20 protein-coding genes and 6 pseudogenes are annotated in these 25240 nt (G+C 50.2%); 8 read left to right on the forward strand and 18 right to left on the reverse strand.

All coding sequences use genetic code 11. From position 1 onward, the window contains the following. Nucleotides 1-9: 9 nt before the first annotated feature. Together C0557_RS20080 and hxlB are read right to left on the reverse strand one after the other, a co-directional pair. Nucleotides 10-564 carry a TetR/AcrR family transcriptional regulator gene (locus C0557_RS20080; RefSeq protein WP_208660489.1) on the reverse strand — a complete coding sequence of 185 codons (555 nt, stop codon included), beginning with the start codon at nucleotides 562-564 and terminating at the stop codon, nucleotides 10-12. A gap of 149 nt (nucleotides 565-713) precedes the next feature. Continuing rightward, nucleotides 714-1274: a 6-phospho-3-hexuloisomerase gene (hxlB, locus tag C0557_RS20085; RefSeq protein WP_208660491.1), complete on the reverse strand. Its 561-nt coding sequence runs from the start codon at nucleotides 1272-1274 to the stop codon at nucleotides 714-716. A 493-nt stretch (nucleotides 1275-1767) separates the two neighbouring features. Between hxlB and C0557_RS20090 the strand changes: the two genes are divergently transcribed. The 4 genes from C0557_RS20090 (at nucleotide 1768) to C0557_RS20105 (ending at nucleotide 7885) form a co-directional block, all read left to right on the forward strand. Continuing rightward, complete coding sequence (locus C0557_RS20090) at nucleotides 1768-4521, forward strand: inverse autotransporter beta domain-containing protein (protein WP_208660493.1); 2754 nt, start codon at nucleotides 1768-1770, stop codon at nucleotides 4519-4521. 209 nt (nucleotides 4522-4730) lie between these two features. Further along, nucleotides 4731-5360 (forward strand): YbhB/YbcL family Raf kinase inhibitor-like protein, encoded by a 630-nt coding sequence (locus C0557_RS20095; RefSeq protein WP_208660495.1) that lies wholly within the window; start codon nucleotides 4731-4733, stop codon nucleotides 5358-5360. Between the two features lie 13 nt (nucleotides 5361-5373). Further along, entirely contained in the window at nucleotides 5374-6252 is an 879-nt protein-coding gene (locus tag C0557_RS20100) for a helix-turn-helix domain-containing protein (RefSeq protein ID WP_208660497.1), read from the forward strand. Between the two features lie 361 nt (nucleotides 6253-6613). Beyond that, nucleotides 6614-7885, forward strand: coding sequence for a carbohydrate porin (locus C0557_RS20105; protein ID WP_253073749.1), 1272 nt, complete (start codon nucleotides 6614-6616; stop codon nucleotides 7883-7885). Nucleotides 7886-7930: 45 nt separating this feature from the next. On the opposite strand, the gene C0557_RS20110 is transcribed toward C0557_RS20105, so the two are convergent. Next, a complete protein-coding gene (locus C0557_RS20110) occupies nucleotides 7931-8374 on the reverse strand; it encodes an ester cyclase (protein WP_208660501.1) in 444 nt (147 codons plus the stop codon). A gap of 118 nt (nucleotides 8375-8492) precedes the next feature. On the opposite strand from C0557_RS20110, the gene C0557_RS20115 reads away from it, so the two are divergent. Then, complete coding sequence (locus C0557_RS20115) at nucleotides 8493-9419, forward strand: LysR family transcriptional regulator (RefSeq protein ID WP_208660503.1); 927 nt, start codon at nucleotides 8493-8495, stop codon at nucleotides 9417-9419. Between the two features lie 14 nt (nucleotides 9420-9433). Here the strand turns inward: C0557_RS20115 and C0557_RS20120 are convergent. Further along, nucleotides 9434-9802 (reverse strand): annotated as a pseudogene (locus tag C0557_RS20120) (HD domain-containing protein); the annotation flags it as partial. Nucleotides 9803-10072: 270 nt separating this feature from the next. Here C0557_RS20120 and C0557_RS20125 point away from each other — a divergent pair. Next, complete coding sequence (locus C0557_RS20125) at nucleotides 10073-11335, forward strand: MFS transporter (RefSeq protein ID WP_208660507.1); 1263 nt, start codon at nucleotides 10073-10075, stop codon at nucleotides 11333-11335. Between the two features lie 55 nt (nucleotides 11336-11390). Here C0557_RS20125 and C0557_RS20130 read toward each other — a convergent pair whose 3' ends face one another. The 8 genes and pseudogenes from C0557_RS20130 to C0557_RS20160 form a co-directional block, all read right to left on the reverse strand. Continuing rightward, nucleotides 11391-11969, reverse strand: a complete 579-nt coding sequence (locus C0557_RS20130; RefSeq protein ID WP_253073750.1) for a GNAT family N-acetyltransferase — start codon at nucleotides 11967-11969, stop codon at nucleotides 11391-11393. An 86-nt stretch (nucleotides 11970-12055) separates the two neighbouring features. Then, nucleotides 12056-12154: pseudogene (locus tag C0557_RS27505) on the reverse strand (GNAT family N-acetyltransferase); the annotation flags it as partial. Between the two features lie 54 nt (nucleotides 12155-12208). Beyond that, nucleotides 12209-12736 (reverse strand): GNAT family N-acetyltransferase, encoded by a 528-nt coding sequence (locus tag C0557_RS20135; protein WP_208660509.1) that lies wholly within the window; start codon nucleotides 12734-12736, stop codon nucleotides 12209-12211. Beyond that, nucleotides 12733-13296, reverse strand: coding sequence for a helix-turn-helix domain-containing protein (locus C0557_RS20140; protein WP_208660511.1), 564 nt, complete (start codon nucleotides 13294-13296; stop codon nucleotides 12733-12735). The genes C0557_RS20135 and C0557_RS20140 overlap by 4 nt, the downstream gene beginning before the upstream one ends. A gap of 91 nt (nucleotides 13297-13387) precedes the next feature. Beyond that, nucleotides 13388-13597, reverse strand: a pseudogene (locus tag C0557_RS20145) (alcohol dehydrogenase catalytic domain-containing protein); the annotation flags it as partial. Between the two features lie 337 nt (nucleotides 13598-13934). Continuing rightward, the gene (locus C0557_RS20150; protein WP_208660513.1) at nucleotides 13935-15440 is read right to left on the reverse strand and encodes an MFS transporter; all 1506 of its coding nucleotides are present in this window, start codon (nucleotides 15438-15440) and stop codon (nucleotides 13935-13937) included. 51 nt (nucleotides 15441-15491) lie between these two features. Beyond that, a complete protein-coding gene (locus C0557_RS20155) occupies nucleotides 15492-16367 on the reverse strand; it encodes a glutathione S-transferase C-terminal domain-containing protein (RefSeq protein WP_217273271.1) in 876 nt (291 codons plus the stop codon). Further along, complete coding sequence (locus C0557_RS20160) at nucleotides 16285-17448, reverse strand: epoxide hydrolase family protein (RefSeq protein WP_208660515.1); 1164 nt, start codon at nucleotides 17446-17448, stop codon at nucleotides 16285-16287. The genes C0557_RS20155 and C0557_RS20160 overlap by 83 nt, the downstream gene beginning before the upstream one ends. 143 nt (nucleotides 17449-17591) lie before the next feature. Between C0557_RS20160 and C0557_RS20165 the strand changes: the two genes are divergently transcribed. After that, on the forward strand, nucleotides 17592-18491 hold the full coding sequence (locus tag C0557_RS20165) for a LysR family transcriptional regulator (protein ID WP_208660517.1): 900 nt from the start codon (nucleotides 17592-17594) through the stop codon (nucleotides 18489-18491). A gap of 379 nt (nucleotides 18492-18870) precedes the next feature. Here C0557_RS20165 and C0557_RS20170 read toward each other — a convergent pair whose 3' ends face one another. The 4 genes and pseudogenes from C0557_RS20170 to C0557_RS20185 form a co-directional block, all read right to left on the reverse strand. Further along, a complete protein-coding gene (locus C0557_RS20170) occupies nucleotides 18871-19167 on the reverse strand; it encodes a hypothetical protein (RefSeq protein WP_208660519.1) in 297 nt (98 codons plus the stop codon). Between the two features lie 286 nt (nucleotides 19168-19453). Then, nucleotides 19454-19837, reverse strand: coding sequence for a RidA family protein (locus C0557_RS20175; protein WP_208660521.1), 384 nt, complete (start codon nucleotides 19835-19837; stop codon nucleotides 19454-19456). 275 nt (nucleotides 19838-20112) lie between these two features. Next, nucleotides 20113-21011 (reverse strand): annotated as a pseudogene (locus C0557_RS20180) (tyrosine-type recombinase/integrase); the annotation flags it as partial. 634 nt (nucleotides 21012-21645) lie between these two features. Beyond that, nucleotides 21646-22626 carry a quinone oxidoreductase gene (locus C0557_RS20185; protein WP_208660523.1) on the reverse strand — a complete coding sequence of 327 codons (981 nt, stop codon included), beginning with the start codon at nucleotides 22624-22626 and terminating at the stop codon, nucleotides 21646-21648. Between the two features lie 107 nt (nucleotides 22627-22733). Between C0557_RS20185 and C0557_RS20190 the strand changes: the two genes are divergently transcribed. Further along, nucleotides 22734-23600 carry a LysR family transcriptional regulator gene (locus tag C0557_RS20190; protein ID WP_208660525.1) on the forward strand — a complete coding sequence of 289 codons (867 nt, stop codon included), beginning with the start codon at nucleotides 22734-22736 and terminating at the stop codon, nucleotides 23598-23600. Between the two features lie 137 nt (nucleotides 23601-23737). On the opposite strand, the pseudogene C0557_RS20195 reads toward C0557_RS20190, so the two are convergent. Further along, nucleotides 23738-23866 (reverse strand): annotated as a pseudogene (locus C0557_RS20195) (SDR family NAD(P)-dependent oxidoreductase); the annotation flags it as partial. A gap of 223 nt (nucleotides 23867-24089) precedes the next feature. Continuing rightward, nucleotides 24090-24640, reverse strand: a pseudogene (locus C0557_RS20200) (MFS transporter); the annotation flags it as partial. Nucleotides 24641-25240: the final 600 nt, after the last annotated feature.

Genomic DNA, 25240 nt, shown 5'->3' on the forward strand with positions numbered 1-25240 from the left:
GAAACTGAATTATTTCGCATGTACCAGCTTATGCAAAATCGCATTAATCATCTGGCGTAATTCGTTATCGATGACATAGCCTTTTCTGCCGCACTGCACAATGACGCCATCCAGCAGCATGCTGGTGACATAATGGCGGGTACGAATAATCGACTCATCCACCGTCGGATGTTGCTGTTTTTCGCGCTGGACAATATCATCCTGTAACGCGTTATGCGCCTCCGCCACCAGCTTTTTGTAGCGTGCGCTGCGGGTCGCAACGGAGGCGATATCCATCAGCATAAAGATATTATCCTGCAAATCCGCCCAGAAAGCCGATTCCTGGAATATATCTAACGGCTGATTCTCATCATGCCCGGGTTTGTCATTTATGTGGCTTCGCATATTATTAACAATATCGGTCACCAGCGCTTCAATGATGCTGTCTTTATTTTCAAAATAGCGATAGATAAGCCCGGCACTGACATTAGCACAGGCCGCGATATTTTTAATGGAGGCATTATGAAAGCCTTTTTCTATCATGCAGGTTCTGGCGGCGCGGAGTATAAGTTCGTGACGATTCATTGTCTGGCTCCGAAAATAAATACCATCATATAATGAAATGTTAATAGCGCCAAGTCAGCCAAAAACAGAATAAAGAATTTACGACCGCCATCACGCAAATAATCGGAAGCGGGAAAATGAATTAACGAAGCGCAACGCGCTCCGTATCATTATTCAAAATCAGCGTGCCGTTTAAACATACTGTTGCTGGATTCGCCAAGCTGCGCCATCAGTTCAAGAATCATCGCGTCACAGGTAATGAAACAGAGCTGCTCGAAAGCGGAACCCATCGGCTGGGAAAACGCGCCTTCAGCGCGCGCATTATCTGTCTTTGCCGTGCCTGGCAATACCAGTACGCAGGTTGCCAGGCGGCCAATGGAAGAGTCGGCGTTCAGGGTGATCAGCGCCACATCCACCCCGCTTTCCACCGCTTTTTGCGCCAGGCTTTTCAGGCTGCCAGTTTCGCCGCTGCCGGAACCGATAATCAATAAATCCCCCGGTTTGCTGTGCGGCGAAGAAATTTCCCCCACCACGCTGACGGAAAAACCAAGATGCAAAAGCCGGTTGGCGAAACCACGGATAGCAATGCCGCTCCGCCCGGCGCCCTGCAAAAAGATATGGCCCGCTTTTCTGATATGCGCAATAAGCTGCCCGGCCTGCGCGTTATCAATGCTCTGCGCGTTTTGCGCCAGCTCATTTAAAATACTGCGGATGTTTTGCTGCACGCCCATTTTCTTTTCTCCTGAAGCCGTTGCGATACCTCAACCCGACACAAGAGCATACCGGGATCTGCGCAGAAGATAAGCAGCAGAGCATAAAATCTTCCGCTACCGTGATGCCGCCGCGGTTATCTTTCTGCCTCTGCCCAATGAAACAGAGAGGGAAATATCTTCATTAAAAATAGAAAACACGCTTAATCTTTAAAAAAACACGCACACAAAAATACAAAAAACCTCTTCAAGAAAAGCCATCACCCATATTTCTGACATCAGACAAGAAACACATATAATAATTTATCGTGATAACACCAGCTTATTTTCCACCGATCCTCACCATTTTTAGGATTCTATCTTCTTAATTCAATCCAGAGATCGTGTAAATTCCAGAGTCGTTAGAAAAATAACCGAAAATAGTGTGCAAACTGGATGATTACTGCACCTGTTACTACCGGGATGAATAATTATTTCTTAGGGATACCTGCCGCAAGGAATGGAATCATTATTGATGGATATCAAAAAAACAACCTCGGGATTGCTGATCCTGACGCAGCTATTACCCGTCTGGCATCCGCTGGCAAACGCTGCTCTTCCCACCCCCTCTTTCACCACTGACAGCCAAAACAATGCGGAAAACCGTTTTTCTGCTGCAACGATGGCCACCGGCGCAGCGTTGCAAGCGGATGACCAGTCCGGGGCTTTGAAAAACCTGGCGCTGGGCCATGTTTCCGGCGCAGCCAACAGTGAAGTGCAGGCCTGGCTCTCGCAGTTCGGCACCGCTCGCGTGCAACTGAACGTCGATACCAAAGGGAACTGGGGCGATAGCGCGTTAGATTTTTTGCTGCCGCTCTATGACGGCCCGAAGAATATCCTGTTTGCGCAGCTCGGATATCGTGCGCCGGAGGGGCGACAGACCGGCAACCTGGGGCTCGGATGGCGAACGCTCTACGGCAACTGGATGTATGGCGCTAACCTGTTCCTCGATAACGACTTCACCGGCAGCAACCGCCGCGCAGGTTTCGGAGCTGAAGCCTGGACCGACCATCTGCGACTGAGCGCAAATACCTATTTCGGCCTCACGGGCTGGCATCAGTCGCGGGATTTCGCCAACTACGATGAACGCCCGGCGGACGGCTGGGACATTCGCGCCGAAGCCTGGCTGCCTGATTATCCGCAACTGGGCGGCCGTCTGGTGTATGAACAGTATCGGGGAAATCACGTGGCGCTGGTTGATAAGAACAACCGGCAAAATAACCCGCGCGCGATTACGGCAGGGCTGAGCTGGACGCCCGTGCCACTGTTGACGACGGGAGTGGATTATCAGACAGGCAGCGGCATCAACGATACCCGCTTCTCGCTGATGTTACGTTATCAGCCGGGCGTTTCGCTGCGCGAACAACTTAACCCGGACGCAGTTCGTATCATGCGTAGCCTGGCCGGAAGCCGTCACGATCTGGTCGAGCGTAACAATGCGATTGTGCTCGATTACCGTAAACAGGAGATGATTACGCTGGCGTTACCGGCCAGACAAAGCGGCAACGCCGGTGAAACGATCGCGCTGGACGCCATCGTCACCGCAAAACACGGGGTGAAACGCGTCGAGTGGGATGCGCCGGATCTGCTGGCCGCTGGCGGTAAAATTAACGTGACGGGCACCACCACGGCCACCGTTGTTCTGCCACCGTGGCAGAGCGGCAACAACACCTGGCCCATTCGCGCCGTGGCCTGGGATAACCAGGACAACAAATCAAACCGTGCCAGCACAGAGGTGACGGTGAACCCGCCTGTCGCCACCATTCAGGGCAGCGATCTTATCGTTACCAGTGATAATGCGCTGGCCGATGGCACCGCCACCAACGCCGTGAAGGCAAAAGTGACCGATGGTAACGGTAACCCGCTCGCCGGGCAGACCGTCACGTTTAGCGCCAGTAATGGGGCGAAAATCGTCACGCTCAGCGGAACAACTAACGCAGACGGGGTTGTAGAGACAACGCTGACCAGCACCCAGCCGGGAAGCGCTATTGTCACGGCCTCCCTGGCAAGCGGTGCGGCAACGTCAGTCAAAACCACCTTCACGTCGTCGACCAGCGCGGTGCTGAACAACATGACGGTCACGCGCAATAATGCGCTGGCCGATGGTAACTCTGCCAACGCTGTGCAGGTGGAAGTGACCGACGGGAACGGCAATACCCTGGCCGGAGAAAACGTAACCTTTACCGCCAGCAATGGTGCGCAGGTCACAACGGTGAATGGAACAACGGGGGCGGACGGGCTGGCCTGGGCTACGCTGACCAATACCACTGCGGGCACCACGACGGTAACGGCGGCGTTAAGCAACGGCACCACATCGTCGGTGGATACCAACTTTAGGCCAGTGATCAGCTATATCGTCAGCGACATGACCGTAACGCGCAATAATGCGCTGGCCGATGGCAGCGACAAAAACAGCGTGCGGATAGTGGTTACCGACAACAACGGTAAGCCGCAGGCTGGCCAGACCGTTACCGTAACGGCGAATCACGGTGCAATGGTTTCAGCATCAACCGCGACCACCGACAGCAATGGCGTTGTCACTGTCGATCTGACCAGCCTGCAGGATGGCACCAGTACGGTAACGGCAACGCTGGACAACGGCACCCGCCGCCAGGTCGATGTGGAGTTCGAATCCCGTATAACGCGGGCGCAGGTTAACCTGATGACCACCAAAAACAATGCGTTGAGAGACGGCGTTGATAAGGACGAAGTGGAAGCCACGGTGCTGGATATCAGAGGAAATCCAATCGCTGGCGTTAACGTCGACTTTAAAACCCAGGACACGCTCAGCCAGGTGTTGACCTCCCAGGCGACGACCGATGCCAATGGCACAGCCAGAACGGAAGTGGTCTCGCTTTCGGCGATAAAAAATACGGTCATCGCTTCACTGGATAACGGCAACGAAGCGACAAGCCAGGTGAATTTCCTCATGCTGCAAAGCATTTTCAGTATGATAACGGATTATTCTCCGGCTAACGGCGTGGCTCAAAACGTCTTCGCAGTGAAGCTGGTTCGCCCCGATAACGGGCAACCCGTCGCCGGTCAGACGCTCACCCTGAGCACCACGGATCCGATGATCCTGTCAACGACACATACCGTAACGGATGCCAACGGAACGGCAACCATCAGCGCGACCAGCGCCGTACCTTCCGGTACAGCAGGCTTCAGCGTCCGGGTAAGCAATGTTGCCTGTTGCAGCATCACTTATGACGGTATTCACTTCAACTAACCGCAGCGCATCCGGTAAGGGCGGAAAACGCCCTACCGGTTAACGCTCCCCCAGGTGACGGACAACATGGCGTTTGCCCGTCACTTTTTTTGCGCCTGATGCTGTCATTCTGACCGGATATGAACGCCAATTGACTGGATGTGTTGCTGTCTGAAATCTGCAGCGGGTTACCCTATTGCTTTCCCGCGACGTGAGATAAGGATGCAGAGATGAAACTGTTCAGCCAGAACTTCAGTAATGGTGATGTTATTCCCGGAAAAAACGCCTTCGCCGTGCCCGCCAGTGAGGGGCATATTACGCTGTCGCAGAATGCCAGCCCGCATCTTGCCTGGGATCCGATCCCGCCTGGCACGAAATCACTGGCATTGCTATGCCACGATCCGGATGTTCCTTCCCGCGGCGATGACGTTAATCAGGAGGGGCGCGTGGTTTCCAGCACGCTGCCACGCATTGATTTTTATCACTGGATTTTGCTGGATATTCCCGTCACGCAGCAGGAACTGGCAGAATCCGCTTTCTCTTCCGGCGTGACGCCAAAAGGAAAAACGCTCGCCAGCTTGCCAGCAGGTTATCGCCACGGCATAAACGACTATTCGCTGTGGTTTGCCAGCGATGCGCAGATGAGCGGCGACTATCATGGCTACGACGGCCCGTGCCCGCCGTGGAATGATGAAATCGTCCATCGTTACGTGTTTACGCTGTATGCGCTGGATGTGGCCAGCCTGCCGGTGGATGGCGCATTGACAGGACAAAATGTCCGTAAAGCCATAGAATCGGTGAATGTCCTGGCGCAAGCTGAATTGACCGGACTCTACTCGCTTAACCCGACAGTTCGTTAATCAAGGTTCCGCTATGCTTCAGCCCCCGATGGTAGAAAAAGAAACGCATGAGCTGCTGAATATCCAGCCCGTCGGGGGCCGCTCCTTTTCTGCACCACGTTTAATCAATCGGGACAATCTCTGCTCACTCTCCCGCCCGCTGCTGCGCAATAGCCAGAGCACAAAGGATTTTTATTTTCCGCAGGCCACCCTGATTATTATTTTGTCGGGTTCGCTGGTTCTGCATACCGGTCATTCAACGCAAATTCTGACGCCGTCAACGAGCGCATGTCTTATTGCACAAGATACCTGTATCGATATTGAAAAATATCCTGACAGTGACGGCCAGCCTTTCCAGTCATTATTTCTGACGATCTCGGAAAACGTTATTCGCGAGTTTGCCAGACGCTATACCGACGTTATTTCCCGCGCCAGTACCGTTACTGACATCGCCGTTATTCCGTTGAAGAAAGCGCTTATCGATTCGCTTTTTACTTTACAGACGAGCCTTAACCAGTCGGAACTTGATGATAACCGCCTGGCGTTACGGCTACTGGATCTGCTGTTGGTGCTGGTGGAGTACGGCTACTGTTTTTTACCGCTGACAAAACGATCTGTCACCCTGCGACTGCGGGAATTATTGCAAAAAGCGCCGGAGCAACACTGGACGGCGAAAGAGGCGGGAAAACGGCTGGCAATGAGTGAGTCAACATTAAGACGCCGACTGTCGGGTGAACATTCCCGCTTCGAAACACTGCTGCTGGAAACACGAATGATGCATGCAATGTTCCTGCTGCAAACCACCTCCTTCACCCTGCAATGGGTCGCAGAACAGTGCGGCTATCTCTCTTATGCAAGATTTGCGGAGCAGTTTAAAAAACGCTTTTCGACGCCGCCTTCCCGGGTCCGCTAACGTTTTTTCAACCTTTTCATATTATTTTTTAAATGATATATCGGGCAGAAATGCGCTTTATTCCTCTTTTTTCGTTTCCGGGCTGAGGGTTATTTCGACAAGGCTATTTCGGCAAGGCTTGTGGAAAGTCATTCACTAAAAATCGCAAATGAAAATAATGTAAAGCTAATTTTGTGCTGATGATCATATTTTTTAAACAAGATAATTTTTCTCGCACAAATTTATAAAACGAAAAATACACAGTTATTACACTCAAAATTCCGAATAACCCCCTTGCCTAAGAATAAACATTATGAAACATATAAAAACAGTGGTGAAACAACCTGTAATATCTGCATTATCCGGAGTCTTATTCCTTTGTATGCAACCCAGCCTTGCCCATGCGGCGGACGCCTTCAGCGCCGATTCCCCGTGGATGTTTGGTGACTGGGGCGGAACCCGTACCGAGCTACAGAAAGAGGGTGTCGATTTCCAGGTGAATTACACCATGGAAGCCGCATCAAACCTGGCTGGCGGCTATAACACCTCAACGACGGCGCGCTACAGCGATCAGCAGGTGTTCGGCGTTAATCTCGATCTGCAAAAACTGCTCAACTGGCAGGATGCCGAGTTCCAGTTAACCATCACCAACCGTGACGGGCAGAATGTCGCCGATCAGGTGGCCGATCCGCGCACCGGCATGCTCTCTTCCCCGCAGGAAGTGTACGGGCGCGGGCAGACCTGGCGTCTGACACAGTTCTGGCTACGCAAAGGCTTCTTTGACGATGTGCTGGATGTGAAAGCCGGGCGCGTGACCGTTGGCGAAGATTTCGATAATTTCGACAGTAAGTTCCAGAACCTGGCGTTCGGCAGTGGCCAGGCGGGTAACTGGCGCGGCGATCACTGGTACAACTGGCCGGTTTCCCAGTGGGGCGGTCGCGTGCGTATTAATTTCACGCCGGAAGTCTTTATGCAGGTCGGTTTCTACAACCAGAACCCGTATAACTACGATCGCGGCGACGGTTTCCGTTTTGAATTCAACCCGACCGAAGGTAACCTGGTTCCGGTAGAACTGGGCTGGAAACCGCTACTCGGCGCGGATAAATTGCCGGGGAATTACCGCATTGGTTACTACTACTCCTCGACCAACGACAATGTTTACGGCTCATGGCGCGATGGCAGTTATCAGGATACCGCCCACTCTTACGGCGGCTATATCCTCGCCCAGCAACAACTGACCGCGCAGGGCGGCTCCAGCGATCGCGGTATTACGCTGACCGTTCAGGCGGTGATGAACGACCACAAAACGTCAAAAACCGACAATTATCAGTCGATTGCGCTGACGTGGAAAGGGCCGTTTGACGCGCGTCCGCAGGATGAAATTGGTATCGGCGCAGGCCGTATCCATATCAACTCCTCCTACACCCGCCTGCTGGGCGACGAGAACCGCTTCAACGGCGAGACGGACTACAACAGTCTGGCTTATCTGCCGATTCAGGACGGTTCCGAGTACAACTACGAAATCTATTACAACATTCAGGCGACGAAATGGCTGCAAATTCGCCCGAACCTGCAATACATTTCCGCACCGGGCGCTGTCAGCCAGGTTGATGACGCCTTTGTTGGCGGCGTGACAGCGAACATTAACTTCTGATCCCCCTAAAGCAAAATCCACGCTACGGCGTGGATTTTTTTGCGCTTAAGACAGAGAAGGCGACTGGCCCAACTGCATAAACAGCCCGAACCAGTCTTCCATATGCCAGGTTTTTGTCACGCGCTCACCGTTAAGTTCGTGCATCTCATGCAAACGGATGCGCACAAATTTCCCCGTCGCTTCCATCCCCATAAACGTCCCCTGATGCGTTCCGGTAATCTCCGCGCGAACGGCAATCTTACCGGGAAGCTGCATCAGATCCTGAACGACAATCTGCACATCAGGAAAAGCCGCGATAAAGCTTCTGATGATGGGCTTTAGCCCTTGCGGCCCGGCAGCCTGGCCGGGAGCCAGCGGAATATCCTGCCAGTCTGGCGTCACCGCTTCATCGAGCAGATCGGGGTTTTGCAGGCTAAACGCCTGATAAATTTTTTCGACAGCCTCGCGTTCACGCGCAAGACGATTCGCCGTTTCATTATGGTCTGACATCACTACCTACCTCGCAGGCTGACGGTTTTGCATTGGCTTATTTGCCCTACGCCGCTAGTATCACATTCGCGATATCAATAAATAAAACAAATATAAGATATAGAGGAGTATTCGTTTTATGGATTTTAGAGGGCTTGATCTGAATCTTCTCGTCGCCTTTAACGCGCTGATGGAGGAGCAGAATGTCACCCGCGCCGCCGGTAAAGCCTCGGTCAGCCAGCCGGCAATGAGCGCCGCGCTTGCGCGTCTGCGCACCCATTTTGCCGATCCGCTGTTTATTCGCAGCGCCAGCGGATTACTGCCCACGGCGAGAGCGAAAGAGATCCATCTGCATGTCGGCCGCGCGCTGGACGAAATTACCCATCTGCTGGCGCCGGAAGAGGCGTTCAGCCCGCATAATCGAAGCATGGCCTTCACGCTTGGCATGTCGGAATACCCGCTGATGGTGTTAATGCCGACGATTATGCGCACGGTCAGCCAGCAGGCGCCGGACGTAACGATCCATGTGCGCACGTTTGTCGATCGCGATCGGTCCGTGGCAATGCTGGATAGCGGCGAGGTCGATCTGGTCATCGGTATCGTGCCAACCCAGGCGGAAAAACGCATTCTGTCGCAGCCATTGATCAGCGATGAGTTTGTCACTCTCGTACGTCGCGACAGTGACGCCGCCCGTGACGGCATGACGCTGGAACGCTATCTCGCCATGAAGCACATTCTGGTCTCGCCCGAAGGCAATCACTACGGTCTGGTGGATGAGCAGCTCCGCAAGCAGGGGCTCAGCAGAATGGTACGCCTGACGCTGCCCACGATGTCGGCTGTCTCGCGGATTATTGCGCGGACCAGCTATGTCGCGACGGTACTTCGCCGTAGCGTGCTGGTGGATGAAGCCCATGACGATATTGTGCTGCTCAAGCCGCCGCTGGCGCTGCCGGAGATTGCGTTTCACCTGCTGTGGCACCGCCGTTCGGATGGCGGTAACGCGCACCAATGGCTGCGGAAATTAATCCATGCGCAATTCAGTGAAAGCAGCTCGCATGCTGAATGAATCACCGCCGGTCACAACAAATCGCAGAGTTTAATCGTCTGCGCCTCCGGGCACGCTCTGGCGCTGTGAAGCAAATTGGCGTTCTTGCGCGCGATGCGCACCCCGCCCGTCCGGCGCGTACGCACATCCGTCAGCATTTCGACATACTGTGCGACGAGCGGACCAAACTCAGACTCGATAACCTGCGGCGAAATATCCGTATCTTCCACCACATCATGCAGCCAGGCGGCGGCAATCATCTCTGCGGAAGGGGCAATGGACATTAATATCTGTACGACGGACGCCGGATGCACAATATAAGGTTCACCGGTGAATTTCCGTGTCTGTCCCGCGCGTTCATGCGCCTGGGTAGCAAAGCGTTGTGCTTTACGCGTTAATTCCATTATTCCTCCTGAGCGAGGATCCATTATTGAGGATTTAACGCGCTGCGCCAGCTTAAAACGTTATAAGGTAGAATTAAAACGCACTCTGACTCCGCCAGTTTACCTCTGCGGTGATTCCACAATAAATAGAATGAAATTAGCGGCTGAATATCAGCAAATAAAATCGCCCATTAAAAAATTTGCATTGCTTATGCAAAACAAACATAACAACACGCTGTTTTCCCTGCGCGGTTTAGTGTGAATATATCCATTAATAGCGCAGGAGGAAAAATGAGCGTGGATTCAGGTTCCATTGAGAAAGAAAATTCGCCGACCGTCGAGAAACCGCAGAGCCGTAAAGTGCTGGGTGCAACCGGCCTTGCTCACCTTTTTCATGACGGCGCGACGGATATGCACTATGTGCTTTTTGCCCTCTGGCAGCAGCAATTTGGGCTTTCAATGGCGCAGATCGGGTTACTGAAGATGTTATTTTCTGGGGCGATGTCGGCGTTTCAGATCCCATCAGGAGAACTGGGCAGAAAATACGGCGAGCGGAAAGTGTTAATCGGCGGCACGCTGCTTTTAACCGTCGCGCTGCTGCTGTATGGAACCTCAGAAACGCTAATACAGCTCATGATATTGATTGTGATCGGCGGCCTTGGTGCCAGCGTTCAGCATCCGCTCTCCTCCAGCTTTATTACGCGGTTTTATCCCGCTCCGCGCGCCCGTATTGCGCTCAGCACCTACAACTTTTTCGGCGATGTGGGTAAAGGGATCATCCCCAGCACGCTTTCTGCCTGCCTGTTGGTTATCACGTGGGGAACGGCACTACAGTTGATTGCGCTTTTGGGTTTCCTCGTTACTCTCGGTCTCTATGTGTTACTGCCCGCGGATGGCAAAAAACCGCCTCAGGTGGCTACGCTGGCGGGCAAAGAGGCGACACAGCAAAAGCAGCCTGCCTCCAGCGCAAAACTCCCCGAACCGCTTCGCAAACGTGCTTTCACTGCGCTGTGCGTGATTGGCAGTATCGATAACGCCACGCGTACCGGCACGCTGACCTTCCTTCCCTTTTTAATGGCCGCAAGGGGCGCTTCCGCAACGCAAATTGGCTTTGCGCTGACCTTAATTTTTATTGGCGGAGCATTTGGCAAACTGGTTTGCGGGGTGCTGGCGACAAAACTCGGCGTTATCAAAACCGTCGCGGCCAGTGAGATCATTACGTCAGCCATTGTACTGGGAATGACAGTTGCCCCTTTACAGCTAAGCTGGCTGCTGTTGGTTCCGCTGGGTATCGCGCTGAACGGAACGTCGTCCATTCTGTATGGCAGCGTAGCCGAACTTGCCAGAGCGCATCAGCAAACCCGCGCATTTGCTATTTTCTATACCGCATCGCTGGGATGTGGCGCGCTTATGCCGCTTATCTATGGCCTGGCGGGCGATGCGATTGGGGTGAAACAGACATTGATCGTTGTCGCGCTGCTGGTACTTTGCATCTTGCCGTTGCTCATTCCCATCCGAAGCGCGACAAAAAATGCCGGACATCTGCCGCGCTAATGAAAGCCGGGACTCATAGCAGGAAGGACGCGCGCTCGGGTATAGAAAAGATGGCTCAATATACCCGTTGCATAGCAACCCGGCGCTGCGGTGCCAGCCCGGAGTTCGTCTCTGCTGCCAGTAACGCTTTTAGCCGTGGCGGGAGAGCCTCTTCTTGCAGAATGTCGAACCCCAAAGAGGCATAAAAAGGCGCGTTAAAGGGAGCATAACGATCGGTCGTCAACGAGGCGCCGGTTAAACCGCGAGCCTTACCCTCAGCCAGAAGCGCATTTATCAGCCGCCGACCAATTCCCTGCCGCTGCCAGTTCGGATGCACATCTGCTTCCACTATATGCAGCCAGTTCTCCGCAATATAAGCCCCGGCGAAACCAACAGGGATATCCTCTGCTGCGAATGCCGCGAAGAGAATGCCTTCCTCGCTCAGCCTGCTGAAATCGTCCAGACTGGTCGCAACCGGCGCACCTGTTACCGCGCCGGTGCCACGCAATGTTTCAAACGAGGCGAGTTCAATTGCCCTTAATGCCGCCAGATGCTCGCTCTGTGCCGGTTTGATAGTGATATCGGTCATCGGGTTACCCTTATAAACATGGCCGGTAATGTCGCCCTCTCCTTTCAGCGATAGAGCCTTAAGCATCGCCACGCAGCATCTTGCGCCATTTCAGGATTAACTGGCAGGCTAGCGATAAAAATAAAGTAGCGCTGCCGCACGAGCCTGGTTCATCACTCGGGAAATACAAATGAATTGAGGACGTGATCCTGCCAGACACCGTTTATTTTCAAATAGGATTCAGCATATCCCTCTTTTACAAAACCCAAACGTAAATTTTTTCGCATGACGTTCAGTATTACCGCGAAAAGTGCCAGTGAATATAATCAGCAAGTGGACTCATTAATTTTGTACATAAACGTTGTGCCGTGTAAGGTATTTTCGATCGACTTCGCATAGCAAGGTATTCCCCCGGCTATCTGCCACCCCAGGGAAAGATATAAGTCGCTGGCCACATCTCCAGTGCGTGTATCCAGTACGAGTAAAGAGAGGCCTTTTTTCCAGGCCATATCTTCCGCACGATTCATTAATTCTCTGGCAATCCCCTGACGACGAGCCTGTGGATGAACGAGGAGTTTGGATATTTCAGCGCGATGACGGCCATTAGGAATACCACAATAGTTAATGATAACGGTTGCGGCTAAAAAGCCATTATCGCGGGCTACTAATAACTCGCAATCGTGGCTGGCAAGACTGTAAATCTTATCTTTCCAGAAACGGTCAATAGCCTGGCGATCATCGGGATCGGTAAAACCGACGCTGGCCCCATCTTTTACACAAGACTGCAACACGTCACCTAATTCTGGTAAGCATTGATGCGCCTGTATAGCACTGAGAAGTTCATATTCAATCATGATTTACATATCACCAAAATATAACGTGCGCCGAGGCTCTGATGAGCGCGGAATGATGAAGAACCTGATAAATGAAAACGCAAACTGTCGCCTTCTTTTAAACTCCATTTTTCAGTGTTCATCGTAATAGTTAATTCACCTGCATATAACCATAAATATTGTTCAAGCCCCTGAACGGGAGGGCTTGAATATTCAATGAAAGCGCCAGGGCGCAATTTTCCCTCGATCATCTCGCATCTGAACTGATTAGAAGGCGGTAATAACATGCGTCGCTCAAATCCATTAAGCTCATCCTGCCACAGGGGTTGTTGCTCTGCCCTGAACAGATTATCTGCTGCCTGTTCAATCTCGCTTATCAGCCGGGACATCGTCATTCCGTAGACAATACAGAGCTGGTTGAGAACCTCCGCAGTCGGGCTGACTTCACCCCGTTCAATGCGTGATAAGGATGCCCGGCTGATGCCTGACGCAGTGGAAAGCTCGTCAAGCGACCAATTGTGTTGTAAGCGCAGCGCAGCCAGACGTGCGGCTAATCTTGCTCTGTAATCCTGGTTGTTCATGTCCTTTCTCTTATTTGAGATATAATTCCCATAAAAGAGAGATTACTGATTACTCAAACCCTGTCAAGCGCTATTGCAAATAGTGAGCGCGAATGCCGCTGGCTTCCACACCGACCGTGAGCGGAAACGAAATATCTTCGAATGCTTGATACTGGCCTTCTCTTCGTTTCCAGTCTGAGGGGTTCACACCCGCGCAATGCACCGTAATACGGATCTCTCCGGGTCCGGGATGTGGATCCGTTATGTCCTCGACTTTCAACGCATCAGGCCCGCCGAAAGCGTGATAACGAATTGCCTTCATCTTGTTACTGTCGCCGGGGCGCAAAGGATGAGAAAAACCTGGAAGTGAACTGACGGCTAAAGAGGGGTTAGAACTTGAGTTTGACACAGATACGCTCCGTTTATCATCGCTACGCAAGGGTAACGATATGCGCTCCCGCCATGTCATGGCAGTAAAGCCGTTGATTTCGAAGACGCTAGTCAAACTGTGAGGACACAGACTCGACGTATGCGCGATCACTCCACAAGCAGAAATGATCGTTTTTCGCGACGTTGCGTAAGCCTAAGAAGGCCTCATCGTGTCAGTAGTAATGTCTACCGTATTGGTGATTCTCTACACGTGAGGCCGGAGGGGGTATCTAATCCAGCGGTTTTTGTTTTTGTGAGAGCAAGACAAAAACGCAGGCTGCTGCAAGTAATGTCATTATCGTCAATACGTACAGCAATGTATCGAAACCATCATTATAGACCTGCCTAAGAGAGGTTGATGTTGCTATATTCAGAACATGTCCTGCACTATTAAGATTCCCGGTTGCCAGCAGGCGAGCCGCATCGGCAATCTGGTTTTCAGAATGTGCAGATTGCCGTAGTGTATTCAAAATAAATGTTGCCAATAGAGCATTAACAATTGCTAATGTGATGCCTTCACAGGCGACTTTGGTGGTATTAAAAATACCACTTGCCATTCCAGCTTTATCTCTTGGAACCACTGTAACTGATAATCCATCCATTAATCCCCATGGGAAGCCGGCGCCAAAACCTATTAACACCAGTGGTGCAATCAAGTATGTTACAGGGCTGTCAGATGGAATATGTATTAACCAGTAGATACCAGTCGCAGCTAATATCAATCCACCGCCCGCCAGAATATTTGCCCGGATATATTTGGCAAGAAAAGCGGCGAGGGATGGTATAAACAGAACAGGCCCTGAGAGTGCCAACATTATAATCCCTGTCTGTACCTCGCTATAACCTTCTATACCTACAAATCGCAACGGTAGCAAAACTAGCAGGACGACCCAACAGTAACAGGTTGACAATGGAAGAATTTGTACTCCCAAAAAACGGCCATATTTAAATAGCGACAAATCAAGAAGCGGATAACTGGTATGTTTTTCCAGCCAGCCAAAAGAGATAAAAGCGCCAAGAGAAAGCAAAAAAAGGCTGATTACGACCACAGATTGCCATCCGTACACTGGTCCGGTATTGAGCGCCAGGGTCAGAGACGCAATAGCAATAACAAAAGCCAGGGCACCTGGCCAGTCAAAACGAATGAAAGCCAATATCCTCGTTTCACGCATTTTTTTTAACGCCAGTATCAATGCAAAGCAATCAATGACCACTCCCAGCAAGAAGATTGAACGCCAGCCAAAATGGGCAATTAATACCCCGGAAATGACGGGCCCCGCAGCAAGGCCAATACCAAACGTTGTCCCTATCATACCAAATGCCCATGTTTGAGCATGCCCGGAGAATTCCTGTGCCAAAGCGGCAGATCCCCCCGAAAGTGCTGCAGCCGCACCAACGCCCTGTAGTGCACGCATAAGATTAAAAAATCCAATCCCATGAGAAAAATTCAACATCAGTGATGCCAGGGCAAAAAGCACGACACCGCTAATAAATAAACGTTTGCGCCCATAAACATCAGCCAGTACACCGCATGGCAGCATTAAACTACCAAATGTCAGCATAAAACTATTGGTTATCCAGTTTAATTGTGCCGGAGAAGCGCTAAATTCCAGACCAATGATGTGAGTCGCCAGCGCTCCGCCAGTAAAGCTTAGCGGTAAAGCCAGTGCCGCCAGACAAACAGCAAGCAGCACCCAGCGTGCGTCATGCGCGAAAGATGAGTTATCCTGAAACATGGTAATTTCTCTGGTGTTGGGCGCTGCAGGTGAAGGCAGCGCAATATACAATCAGGCAGACAACAGTGAGCGGTGGTGGGTAACAATATCCATTTCATCTTGCAATGCCTGCTGTACTGCCGGGTGCATATCCATTCGTTTTTTCCACGATTGAATATGTTGCAAGTGGTAAATGTCTACGCCTGAGCGTTCGCTCCAGAAGGTCGCCCATAAATAGGCATCTGCAACCGTCAATTGCTCACCGGTTAAATATGAGCGACCATCAGCCAGACGGCTGTCCAGTAACTGATAGGCGGCAATTATTTTCCCACTCATCCAGGCTTTGCCTTCCTCGGTCATAAGCTTACGCATTAGCGGAACATGCCTTTGCTGAATTTCTGTCGCGATAAATGTCATAAGTTGATCGTGATTGACGCGAGCCATCGTTCCGGGGACAGGAGCCAGTCCTGCCTCTGGGTACCGGTCAGCAAGCCAGTTCAGAATGACCAGTCCTTCTGTTAGTGTTTCTCGTTCGTCTGTTACCAGCGCGGGAACGTAAAACAAAGGATTAACTGAGCGAAAATCCTCTCCATTCGATGTTGTATTACTGGCAAAATCGACATGAATAAGTTCAAGTTTTAACGCCAGTTGATGAGCAACAATCTGGATGGCTTCAGAACATGTTTTATCAGCGATATAAAGTTTCATCGTATTATTACCTTTGCGTCTTGAATTAACAGAACTCATCATATCGTTGACAAAAAAAATATAAATAACTGAACCAGAGACTGTTTGTGTCGATAATGGATACAATAAAAATAAAAAAAACCGCCACATTTGGCGGTTATCAGGAATTAATAATATGTTAGTGGCGAATGTTATTAAAAGCTGCTCGTATTTCACTGACAAAAATCTCTGGCTGTTCAAATGCGGCAAAATGTCCGCCATGTGCAGCTTTATTCCAGTACATCAACCGTGGATAGGTTTGCTCTGCCCATTTTCGTGGAGGGGTCCATATCTCCCCCGGAAATACTGAAACCCCCACAGGAATCGAAACCGGCATCGCATAAAAATTGAGGTCAGGATGCTCTGCATATAATCGTGCCGACGACGTAGCCGAATTAGTCACCCAGTAGAGCGTAACATCATCCAGAATCTTGTCATATCCAAGCGTGGATAGCGGGTCTCCATTGCTGTCGGACCATGATTCGAATTTTTCAAAAATCCAGGCTAAAAGCCCCGTCGGTGAATCTGATAAGGCATAGCCAATCGTCTGTGAACGCGTAAGCATTTGCTGGTAATAGGATGAACCTTCTGAGGCGAACCGCTCCAACTGCTCAAACGCCAGCTGTTCTTCTGGCGAGGGGTTTTCTGGTCTAACCTCAGGCGTTACCAGTGGTAAATTAGTATGAATCGCCAGTAGCCCGACAGGGCATTGTTGCCCCATTGCAAGAGTGACATGGCTTCCCCAGTCTCCTCCCTGAGCTACATATTGCTTGTATCCAAGCCGCATCATCAGTGTATGCCAGGCTCTCGCAATCCGTTCCCGGTTCCACCCCCTGGTTATAGGTTTTCCAGAAAAACCATATCCGGGTAAAGAGGGTATGATCAGATGAAAGGCATCTTCTGCATGCCCCCCATGGGCTGTGGGGTTGGTCAGTGGTTCAATGACGTCGAGAAACTCGATGATTGACCCAGGCCAGCCATGCGTCATTATAAGCGGTAAAGCATTTTCATGTTTGGATCTGATGTGCATGAAGTGTATTTCAACATCATCGATGGTCGTAACAAATTGCGGATAACTATTGAGGCGATCCTCCAGATGCCGCCAGTCATAATAGTCCCTCCAGTAATCGACAAGTCTTCTGATGGTGTCCAGACGTGGCCCTTGTGAAGCGTTATCAACGATCTCTTTTCCTGGTAATTGCACATCAACCAGACGCCGGTGAAGGTTATCAAGAATATGTTGGGGAACCTGCACGCGAAAAGGAATGATCGCATCGCTAATGGGATTTTGAGGGGCAGACATTATTTTACTCCTGTTTATCGGGTAACCTTTGGTCACCTCCGTGTGTTTTAGCCTATTAGGTCGTAAAATGTTTATAAATAGCCCAAATGGCGACACACTGTAGCCTTTTAGTAAATTAATTAACGAAATGGCAGGAGACAGAATTGAAGAAAAATGCACCGTCAATACAGGATATCCTGGCATTTATTGCCGTTGCCCAGTACGCCAGCTTTACTCGCGCTGCGGAATTTTTTGGAACAGGAAAAGCGGGTATGGGTAAAGCGGTTCAGAGACTGGAGGAACATCTTGGAACACGTCTCTTTCAGCGAACAACCCGTGCAGTTACTCTGACCGAAGATGGTGAAACATATCTTGAGGCCGCCCGGGCTGCTATGGAGCAACTCAATAATGCAGAGAGTATTCTGGCTGCCAGAAAAGACAAACCTAATGGCAGGGTGCGTCTCGATATTCCGGTAGGATTTGGGTGTTTTATTATTCCTGAGCTCCCCCGGTTTCAGAAACAGTTCCCTGAGGTATTATTGGAATTATCGCTTTCAGACAAGGCTTCTGATGCGGTTGGTGAAGGTTGGGATATAGTTTTGCGTGTGGGTGAATTACCTGCTGATGGTGAGATGATTGTTCGTAAAATGTGCGATCTATCATTAGGTTTTTTTGCATCGCCAATATGGTTAAAGAGTTTACCTCCAATACTTAATATCAGTGATATGCTGGATCAGCACGCTATTGTCTTTCGTGCTGCATCTGGAGTACTGCGTCCATGGATTATTACTGACGGTGGAGTACTAAAAGAGATTATCCCTTCGAGAAAAACAGTTATACGCGATGGCCGAAGTATTGTAGATGCAGTCAGAGCTGGCATGGGGATTGCGCAGATATTTACTTTGGTCGGCGATGTATACACGGAAAATAGTGAGTTGGTTCGTATATTTCCAGATCAGAATATTCCCGGCCCGCCAGTTTACGCGCTGATCCCTGTAGGGACAAAAATGCCATTGAAGACCCGTGTAGTATTGAATTTCCTCGCTGAGCTACTGCAAAAATAACCAGGTTGATCGAACTCTGAGCGATATTGGTAGAATAGCTTTAAGCGGCGAACAGAAAAGTTATGAATAATTAAATTTTAGGTTGGGTGCAAATAATTTACAGGGCAAAAATCAAAGTAATTATTTAGAGCTTTGACAGCCATGACCACTCTCCTTGCAGACACCTTCGTACCAGCAGCGGATGTTACCTGCACTTGGGGGCGTTAATCACAGCACGTTATTCGCAGTTTTCTTTGTTCCTGTATTTTTTATCGTAGTAACAACTTTTTTTGCCAGGCGTTTAAGGTTGTTAAAGGGACAAAAAGAGTAACGTATAACCCCAACCCAATCTGGTAAGTGTTTGTTTAAAAGCCCCGGAAAGGGGCTGAACAAACGTTAACTATGGTGCCGGGGGAACTGGCGGCGTGGGCACGGGCGGCAGTTCCCTCACTTCCAGCCGGACTTCATAACGCTTCCCATTTTCCAGCGCCGGAAGATTTTTAACCACATTGTTTAACGCATCGACCGGGGTGGTGGTTTGCTGGACGACACCATACACGAGTGGTGCTGGGCCCTGTATGGGCGGGCTATCCCTTTGTAAAGGAGGCGGTTTTATATCACCCTCCGTTGCCGCATTAACGGAAAAAGTGCAAACCATAAAGGCAGTGGCAAAGAATATCTTCGTTAATTCTCTCATGCTGCTCTCCACGTTTTGGTTAAAAAAGCTTCACCAGAGGTGAAAATAGCCCGCCAACAAGAAGGGAATGTGAACGCGTTTCGCAAGAAAGGAAAATAGCCAGACAACATCGCGATGTAATTGCCAAAAGCGGCGTCGTGGCGGGCGTTTCGCGCCGACCGCCATGTACCATCTGCGTCACGCTTTTAGCTTCCAGAACGGTGGTGAGCGTCGCATATAGACCGTAGTTGCTTGTATCCGATGCGTTAATCGTAATCAACGGAGAGCATGTCACAAGCCTGTGAAATTACCTTTTAGCCACAATCCGCATTTCCACCAGTGCATTTTCTGGAATGAATTCTGATACGCCAATGGCGGACCATGCCGGGTAGGGAGCTTTTATATACTCATCTTTTACTTTGGAAAAAACGTCTATATGTTTTTTTAGATCAACGTGAAAAGTGGTCATCTCAAGTATATTTTCATAGTCCAAACCGGCGGCTTTCAAATAAACACCCAGCTTATAAAATGCGTCATGAAATTGTTCTTCAGGATGCTTACTTATCGGTTTGTCCTTGCGTGCTGCAGTAACACCTGAAAGATAGACTGTGCCATCAGCTTCGATGGCGGGGGAGAAGTGCCAGTCATTGAAATAATGCTGAAACTCTTCAGGAACTATCGATTTTTTCATGGTTTTTCTCACGTTGATGACTTAATAAATGCCAGCCTGTATCAAACCATTATGCCTGGCCAGGACCACAGACTTACCCGATATTTTTGCCATAATAACGTGCCTTAAATTCTATCTGCAGTCAGGATGTTCTTATCTGTGCGCTTATCGCTCAAGCCCTTTACGCCGACCGCTTTGTGCCAAAGCGGATGGGGAAATTTATGCTGTGCAGAATGCAACAGAGCCTGGTTTATCGACCATCAGCACATTTCGGTTATCTGCGGCAGTAATGTAAGCATACCCGTTTTAGTCTCACGCAGATGTATAGTCCCCTTCTCCAGTTCAACATCTTTCCACGCCATGTTGCAGACCTCTCCGGTACGGCAACCTGTCCACAAGGTCAGACGAAGCACGTTTTTGATTGTCGGTGAAAAAGCAGAGCCCGGAAGCCACTGGAGAAACTTTTTCAGCTCAGCTTCACTCAGCACACGCGTACCGCGATTATTGATAAGCTTGATTCGAGTCTGGCGTAGGCTGGATTTTGCCGGTAGAGCGGGGTTGGCAAAACTGGCATCAAAACGACTTAAACCAATAGCGAACTCATACGCTAATGACAGCTCGCGTAGAACGTTACCGGCCTGTACTTTTACTCCTCTGGCAACGATGCCATTGGTAAGCGTAATCACGTCATTGTGCGTGATTTCAGCGGCATTACGATTACCAGTTTATCTACCGCATCGGCATACAGTATTCCGCGCACTTCATCATGGTCCTTCTTCTTCCACGCCCCCGGAATGATTTTGCGGTCTTCAATACACTCAGTCAGGTAGAGCTCTACTAACCCCTGAACTGTCAATTCAGGCACTTTGGCCTGCTCAGCCTCGATTGCACGCAATTGCTTTTCTTGCTTGAGTTCAGTAGCAGGGTATCTTCCGTCCTGACGAAGGAGCTTTAATTTGCTGACTTTAAGACGTGCAGCGGCGAGAGAAGTCTGCGGAAAGTTGCCAATTTTAACCTGAGCAAGTTCGCCAGTCAGAGGACTCGTGTAACGGTAGAAAAAAGACTTAACCCCGGTTGCACCGCATGAGACGCGTAAGCCCCGATTTTCGCCAATATCAGCTTTATCTTTGTCACTCAGCTTTATCATTTCTACCGCTTTAAACCTCAGTAGCTTTGCCTGTTGTTTTCCTGCCATAAAGACTCCGTTATCATGCTTACTCCGCATTCCTGGGAAAACCTTCAGAATGCTTGTAAATGAGGCAAGGCGATACGCAACAAGAATGATAAAAATCGCCGGCTCGTTAAAATTTAAGCACATGGACATCATAAACTGATGAGTACACTAGAGAATTTCGACGCGCATACGCCAATGATGCATTGGTGTTTTATCATTGATTAATATAGATATTTATATATATTTAATTTAAAACTACAATTCAACCTATATTATATGTAAATAGTGAATACCAGATGCTTATAGCTTTAGGAATTTTTGTTTATTGAGCGTAGCTTGATTCTAACAAGCCATGCAGGCCCCCCTTCCCACTTAATGCCCTACAAAAAATCTTTCTGTGTACAGCATGTAAGCTCTACGAACGTCTGCTGAGTGCCAGGAGCAGACATTGTATGAACGTTAGTGATTTAGCAGACTCATCCCCTTTATCTAATTTCTTGCATACCGTCTTGCATATCTCCTTAGCAGTACCTGAAAGGGACGACAAGGGTTGAATGATTGTCCTTAAGGGACATAAATCCAGCCTGGCCGTCACGTCACTGATACGGCATACCTTAAAGATGCCTGCGTCGCTCGTTTCATTCACGTCAGCGTCTTAAGCCTGAACCGTGAGAATGACGCTTCCTGTTGTATGACCCGCCTCCAGAATCCGGTGTGCTTCTGCTGCGGCGGTAAGGGGAAATTCAGCGCCAATGTGATTTTCAAGCCCAGCCGACAACGCTGACATAAGGTCGGCCGCGCCCTTTCTGTAAAGCGCAGCATCATCTGCATAGGCGAGTGAACTGGGTCGCATCAGTGCTATAGATCGGGCAAATCCCAGTTCTTCCACCCGCACCGGAGGTATGGGGCCGGCAGGCTGTCCAAGACTGGCGACAGTGCCAAAAGGGCGGACCACGCTGAGCGTTCTGGAGAGCATTGTTCCTCCAATACCGTCGATGGCCAGATGCACGCCATACCCTTCCGTGATATCGCGGACTTTCTCCGGCCATGCAGCGTCTGTATGGAGCAAAACTTCACTCGCGCCAGCAAGGCGGGCCGTTGCCACTTTTTCCGGTGAGCCCGTTGTACCGATAACCCTGGCACCCTTCATCGTTGCCCAGCGGGTCACTATCTGCCCCAGCCCCCCGGCAGCAGAATGAACCAGTATCCAGTCGCCAGCCCTGACTTCTCTTACTTTGTTGAGCAACATATGCGCGGTAAGGCCCCGAAGCATCGTACTACCGGCTGTACGGGTGTCCACACCATCCGGAATCCTGATGAGGCGGCTGGCAGGTATATTGCGGGATTCAGCATAAGCACCCATCGGATTTCCCGTATAGGCAACGCGGTCTCCTGCAGCAAAGGCGCTGACGTTACTGCCTGTTGCTGTGACTACTCCGGCCCCTTCAAAACCAGGCACCGCCTGGGGATATGGCTGAGGGTAGAGTCCTGAGCGAAAATAGATGTCAACAAAATTCACGCCGATTATTTCGTGTCTGATACGGACTTCATCGGGACCGGGACTGACTGACTCTCTTTCCACCGCTTTAAGAACCTCAGGGCTACCCGGCTGGCTGATAATCATTGCTAACGACATTATTTTTTCCTCACTTATAAAGTGAGAAAACTATAAATGAGTTTATTACAGGAAGAATACAGGTATAAAAGCACCATACATGTGTAAAAATGCACAAGAGGTAAGGTATGGACTGGCAGGATTTACATTTTTTTTTCGCCCTTGCCCGGTGTGGTTCCCTGTCTGCCGCGGCCAGGGAGCTTGGCGTGGACCACGCCACTGTGAGCCGCCGGATTACAGCCCTTGAAAGTTCGCTGGGCCTCAGGCTCACAGAGCGCCTGCCACGCCGTACCATGCTTACCGGACATGGGCGGATTATCGCCTCCGGCGCTGACGAAATGTACCGCATTGCAGACCGTATTCGAATCCAGGCGAGGTCATTGTGTGCCGAACCAGCCGTGCCTATAAATATCAGCGCGTCACCTGCCGTTGCAGCACACCTCATTGCGCCGGCTATAGCAGGCTTCACCCGGAAAAATCCGGGTATCACGTTGTCATTATCCGGCGTTTCGCACCATGTTCTTCTGAATAAAAGTGAGGCTGACATTGCGGTTCGCCTTGAAAGGCCTGACGATCCAGACCTGATGACAAGGCGTATAGGTACCATGCGCTTTGGTCTTTATGCTTCTCAGTTCTGGCAGCAGATTCCTCAGGAAGACTGGGTTTTTATTGCTTATGACAGCACGCTTGCACATGTCACGCAGCAGCAATGGCTGGAATCACTGCTGAACGGGCGGCGTGTTATCTTTCGGGCAAGCGATCTGATGGCGCAGCAACAGGCTGCCCGGAAAGGATTGGGCATCGTTACTTTACCCTGCTTTATGGGTGATAATGACAGCGAACTGGTAAGGCTGCAGGAAAATCTGCCTTCGCCCGTGAGGAACATCTGGCTGGTTGCCTACCCTGAAATTAAGCGTAATCACTCTGCTGTCGTGGTGATGGATTTCCTTGCTGAAATCATTGACCAGTCCTGCCCGCCTGACAAGAATATCTGAGTTTTTTCTTGTTAATTTCTCATGTTATATGGCTGACAGGGCTTCCCGTTAATTAATATCGGTACGATTTGAGTTTTATCTCCGCCAGGTATGATTCAAACTCACCTGTTCGCTTTTCACTCTTGGCGGGCATTATCTGATGCAAACGTCTGCTTTGCGTTAATCGCGACCATGAAACCGTCACGCGATAAACGCTCCGCGATTGCGGCACCTATTCCCCGAGACGCACCAGTCACGACTGCGACCTTTCGGGTTTCATTATTCATGCGTATCTCCACACAATAACGTGCATTTATGTCGGGCGAGACGAATGCAGGACTAATTCTTCAATATACCCCGGCGGTCTCAATATTCAAGCGCAACACCTGATTTGAAGGCCGGGGGTTCTTTTTCCATCGTCGCAGCTGGCGTGGTCCATCTCAGACGTCCGTTTATCAGTTTGCTGGTCGTAGGTTCCATAAACTGCGCCGACAGGAGACGTGCCGACATGGATTTTCCAGACGGTGACCACCAGGCAGACACCGGCAGCGCTGACCAGCCAGAAAATCATATTCTGATCAATGGCATAGAGCTTACTGACAGCAAACGTACCAATAGAGGCATAAATCCCGCCGAACATACACGCCCGACCAAACTCAAACCCGGAGGCACGGCTGACCTTATCAATATAGGCTTCGCAAATGCCACAGCCAGCGCCATAGGCCATTCCGATATAGACTCCGCCCGCCAGCACGCCAAGTATCACGTTGTACTTGAGCAACGGAGCGAAAATATAAATCCAGTAAGGGGCAAACAACGTGATTATGATGGCGAGCATCCACATCAGATGCTTGCGATAGACAAGTTTATCGGAAATAAAGCCAAAAAAGCGGCTGCACGCAAACCGCGATGATAGCAGTAAATGAATAGACCAGGCCGACATCGGTATAGCTGATGCCAATGGCTTCCGTTAGCCAAAGTGACAGATAGGGTTAACAGCATTCCCAGCCGATGAAGAAGAACAGGAAAAACAGGCAACTGATAGAGAAATTTTTATTCATGATTACCCTCGTTTCCTCACAGAGGAAGCTTGATGATGTAGAGACGCGAGCAACGTTACCGTTTTTGTAGTAGGGGTAGTCATAAACGTTTCGCTACCAACCAGTCATAATCTGCTATGGCAAGACGAGCGTGAGCGAATTCACACTCTGCGAAGAAGGATGGGCTTTCTGGCGACAAACGCTGATCGGCCAAGACGTGTAAGGTGTTATATGATAAATCCGGGTTAGTGGCAGGCAAAAAAAGCCCCGCAGGGCTTTGAGTTACAGACTTATTTATTTGAGGATTTACTGGGTTTCAGTTTATCCGTATTTCCCGGAGTTTTTTTATTGTCGCGCTGGCGCTTATCCGGTTCCCCTGTTGATTCGGCAATACGTTTTGGACCTGGCTTAAGACTCATGGTCGTTCTCCTTTGGAAATTTAAGAGATAATTGCTCTGCCTGAATTGTGTACTTTTCTACTCTCATTCCCGCACTCTTTCAATGAGTGTTTTCGTCCGAAAATGACCGGTTTCGTACATCACGCTGCGGACCTGTCCGGAAGTAAGTATTTTATTTTCGTACATACGTTATGATTCGTACGTCTATTTCGTACAGGAAATA

The sequence above is a fragment of the Kosakonia sp. MUSA4 genome (genome assembly GCF_013085925.1).
In the GTDB taxonomy this organism is placed as follows: Bacteria; Pseudomonadota; Gammaproteobacteria; order Enterobacterales; family Enterobacteriaceae; genus Kosakonia; species Kosakonia sacchari_B.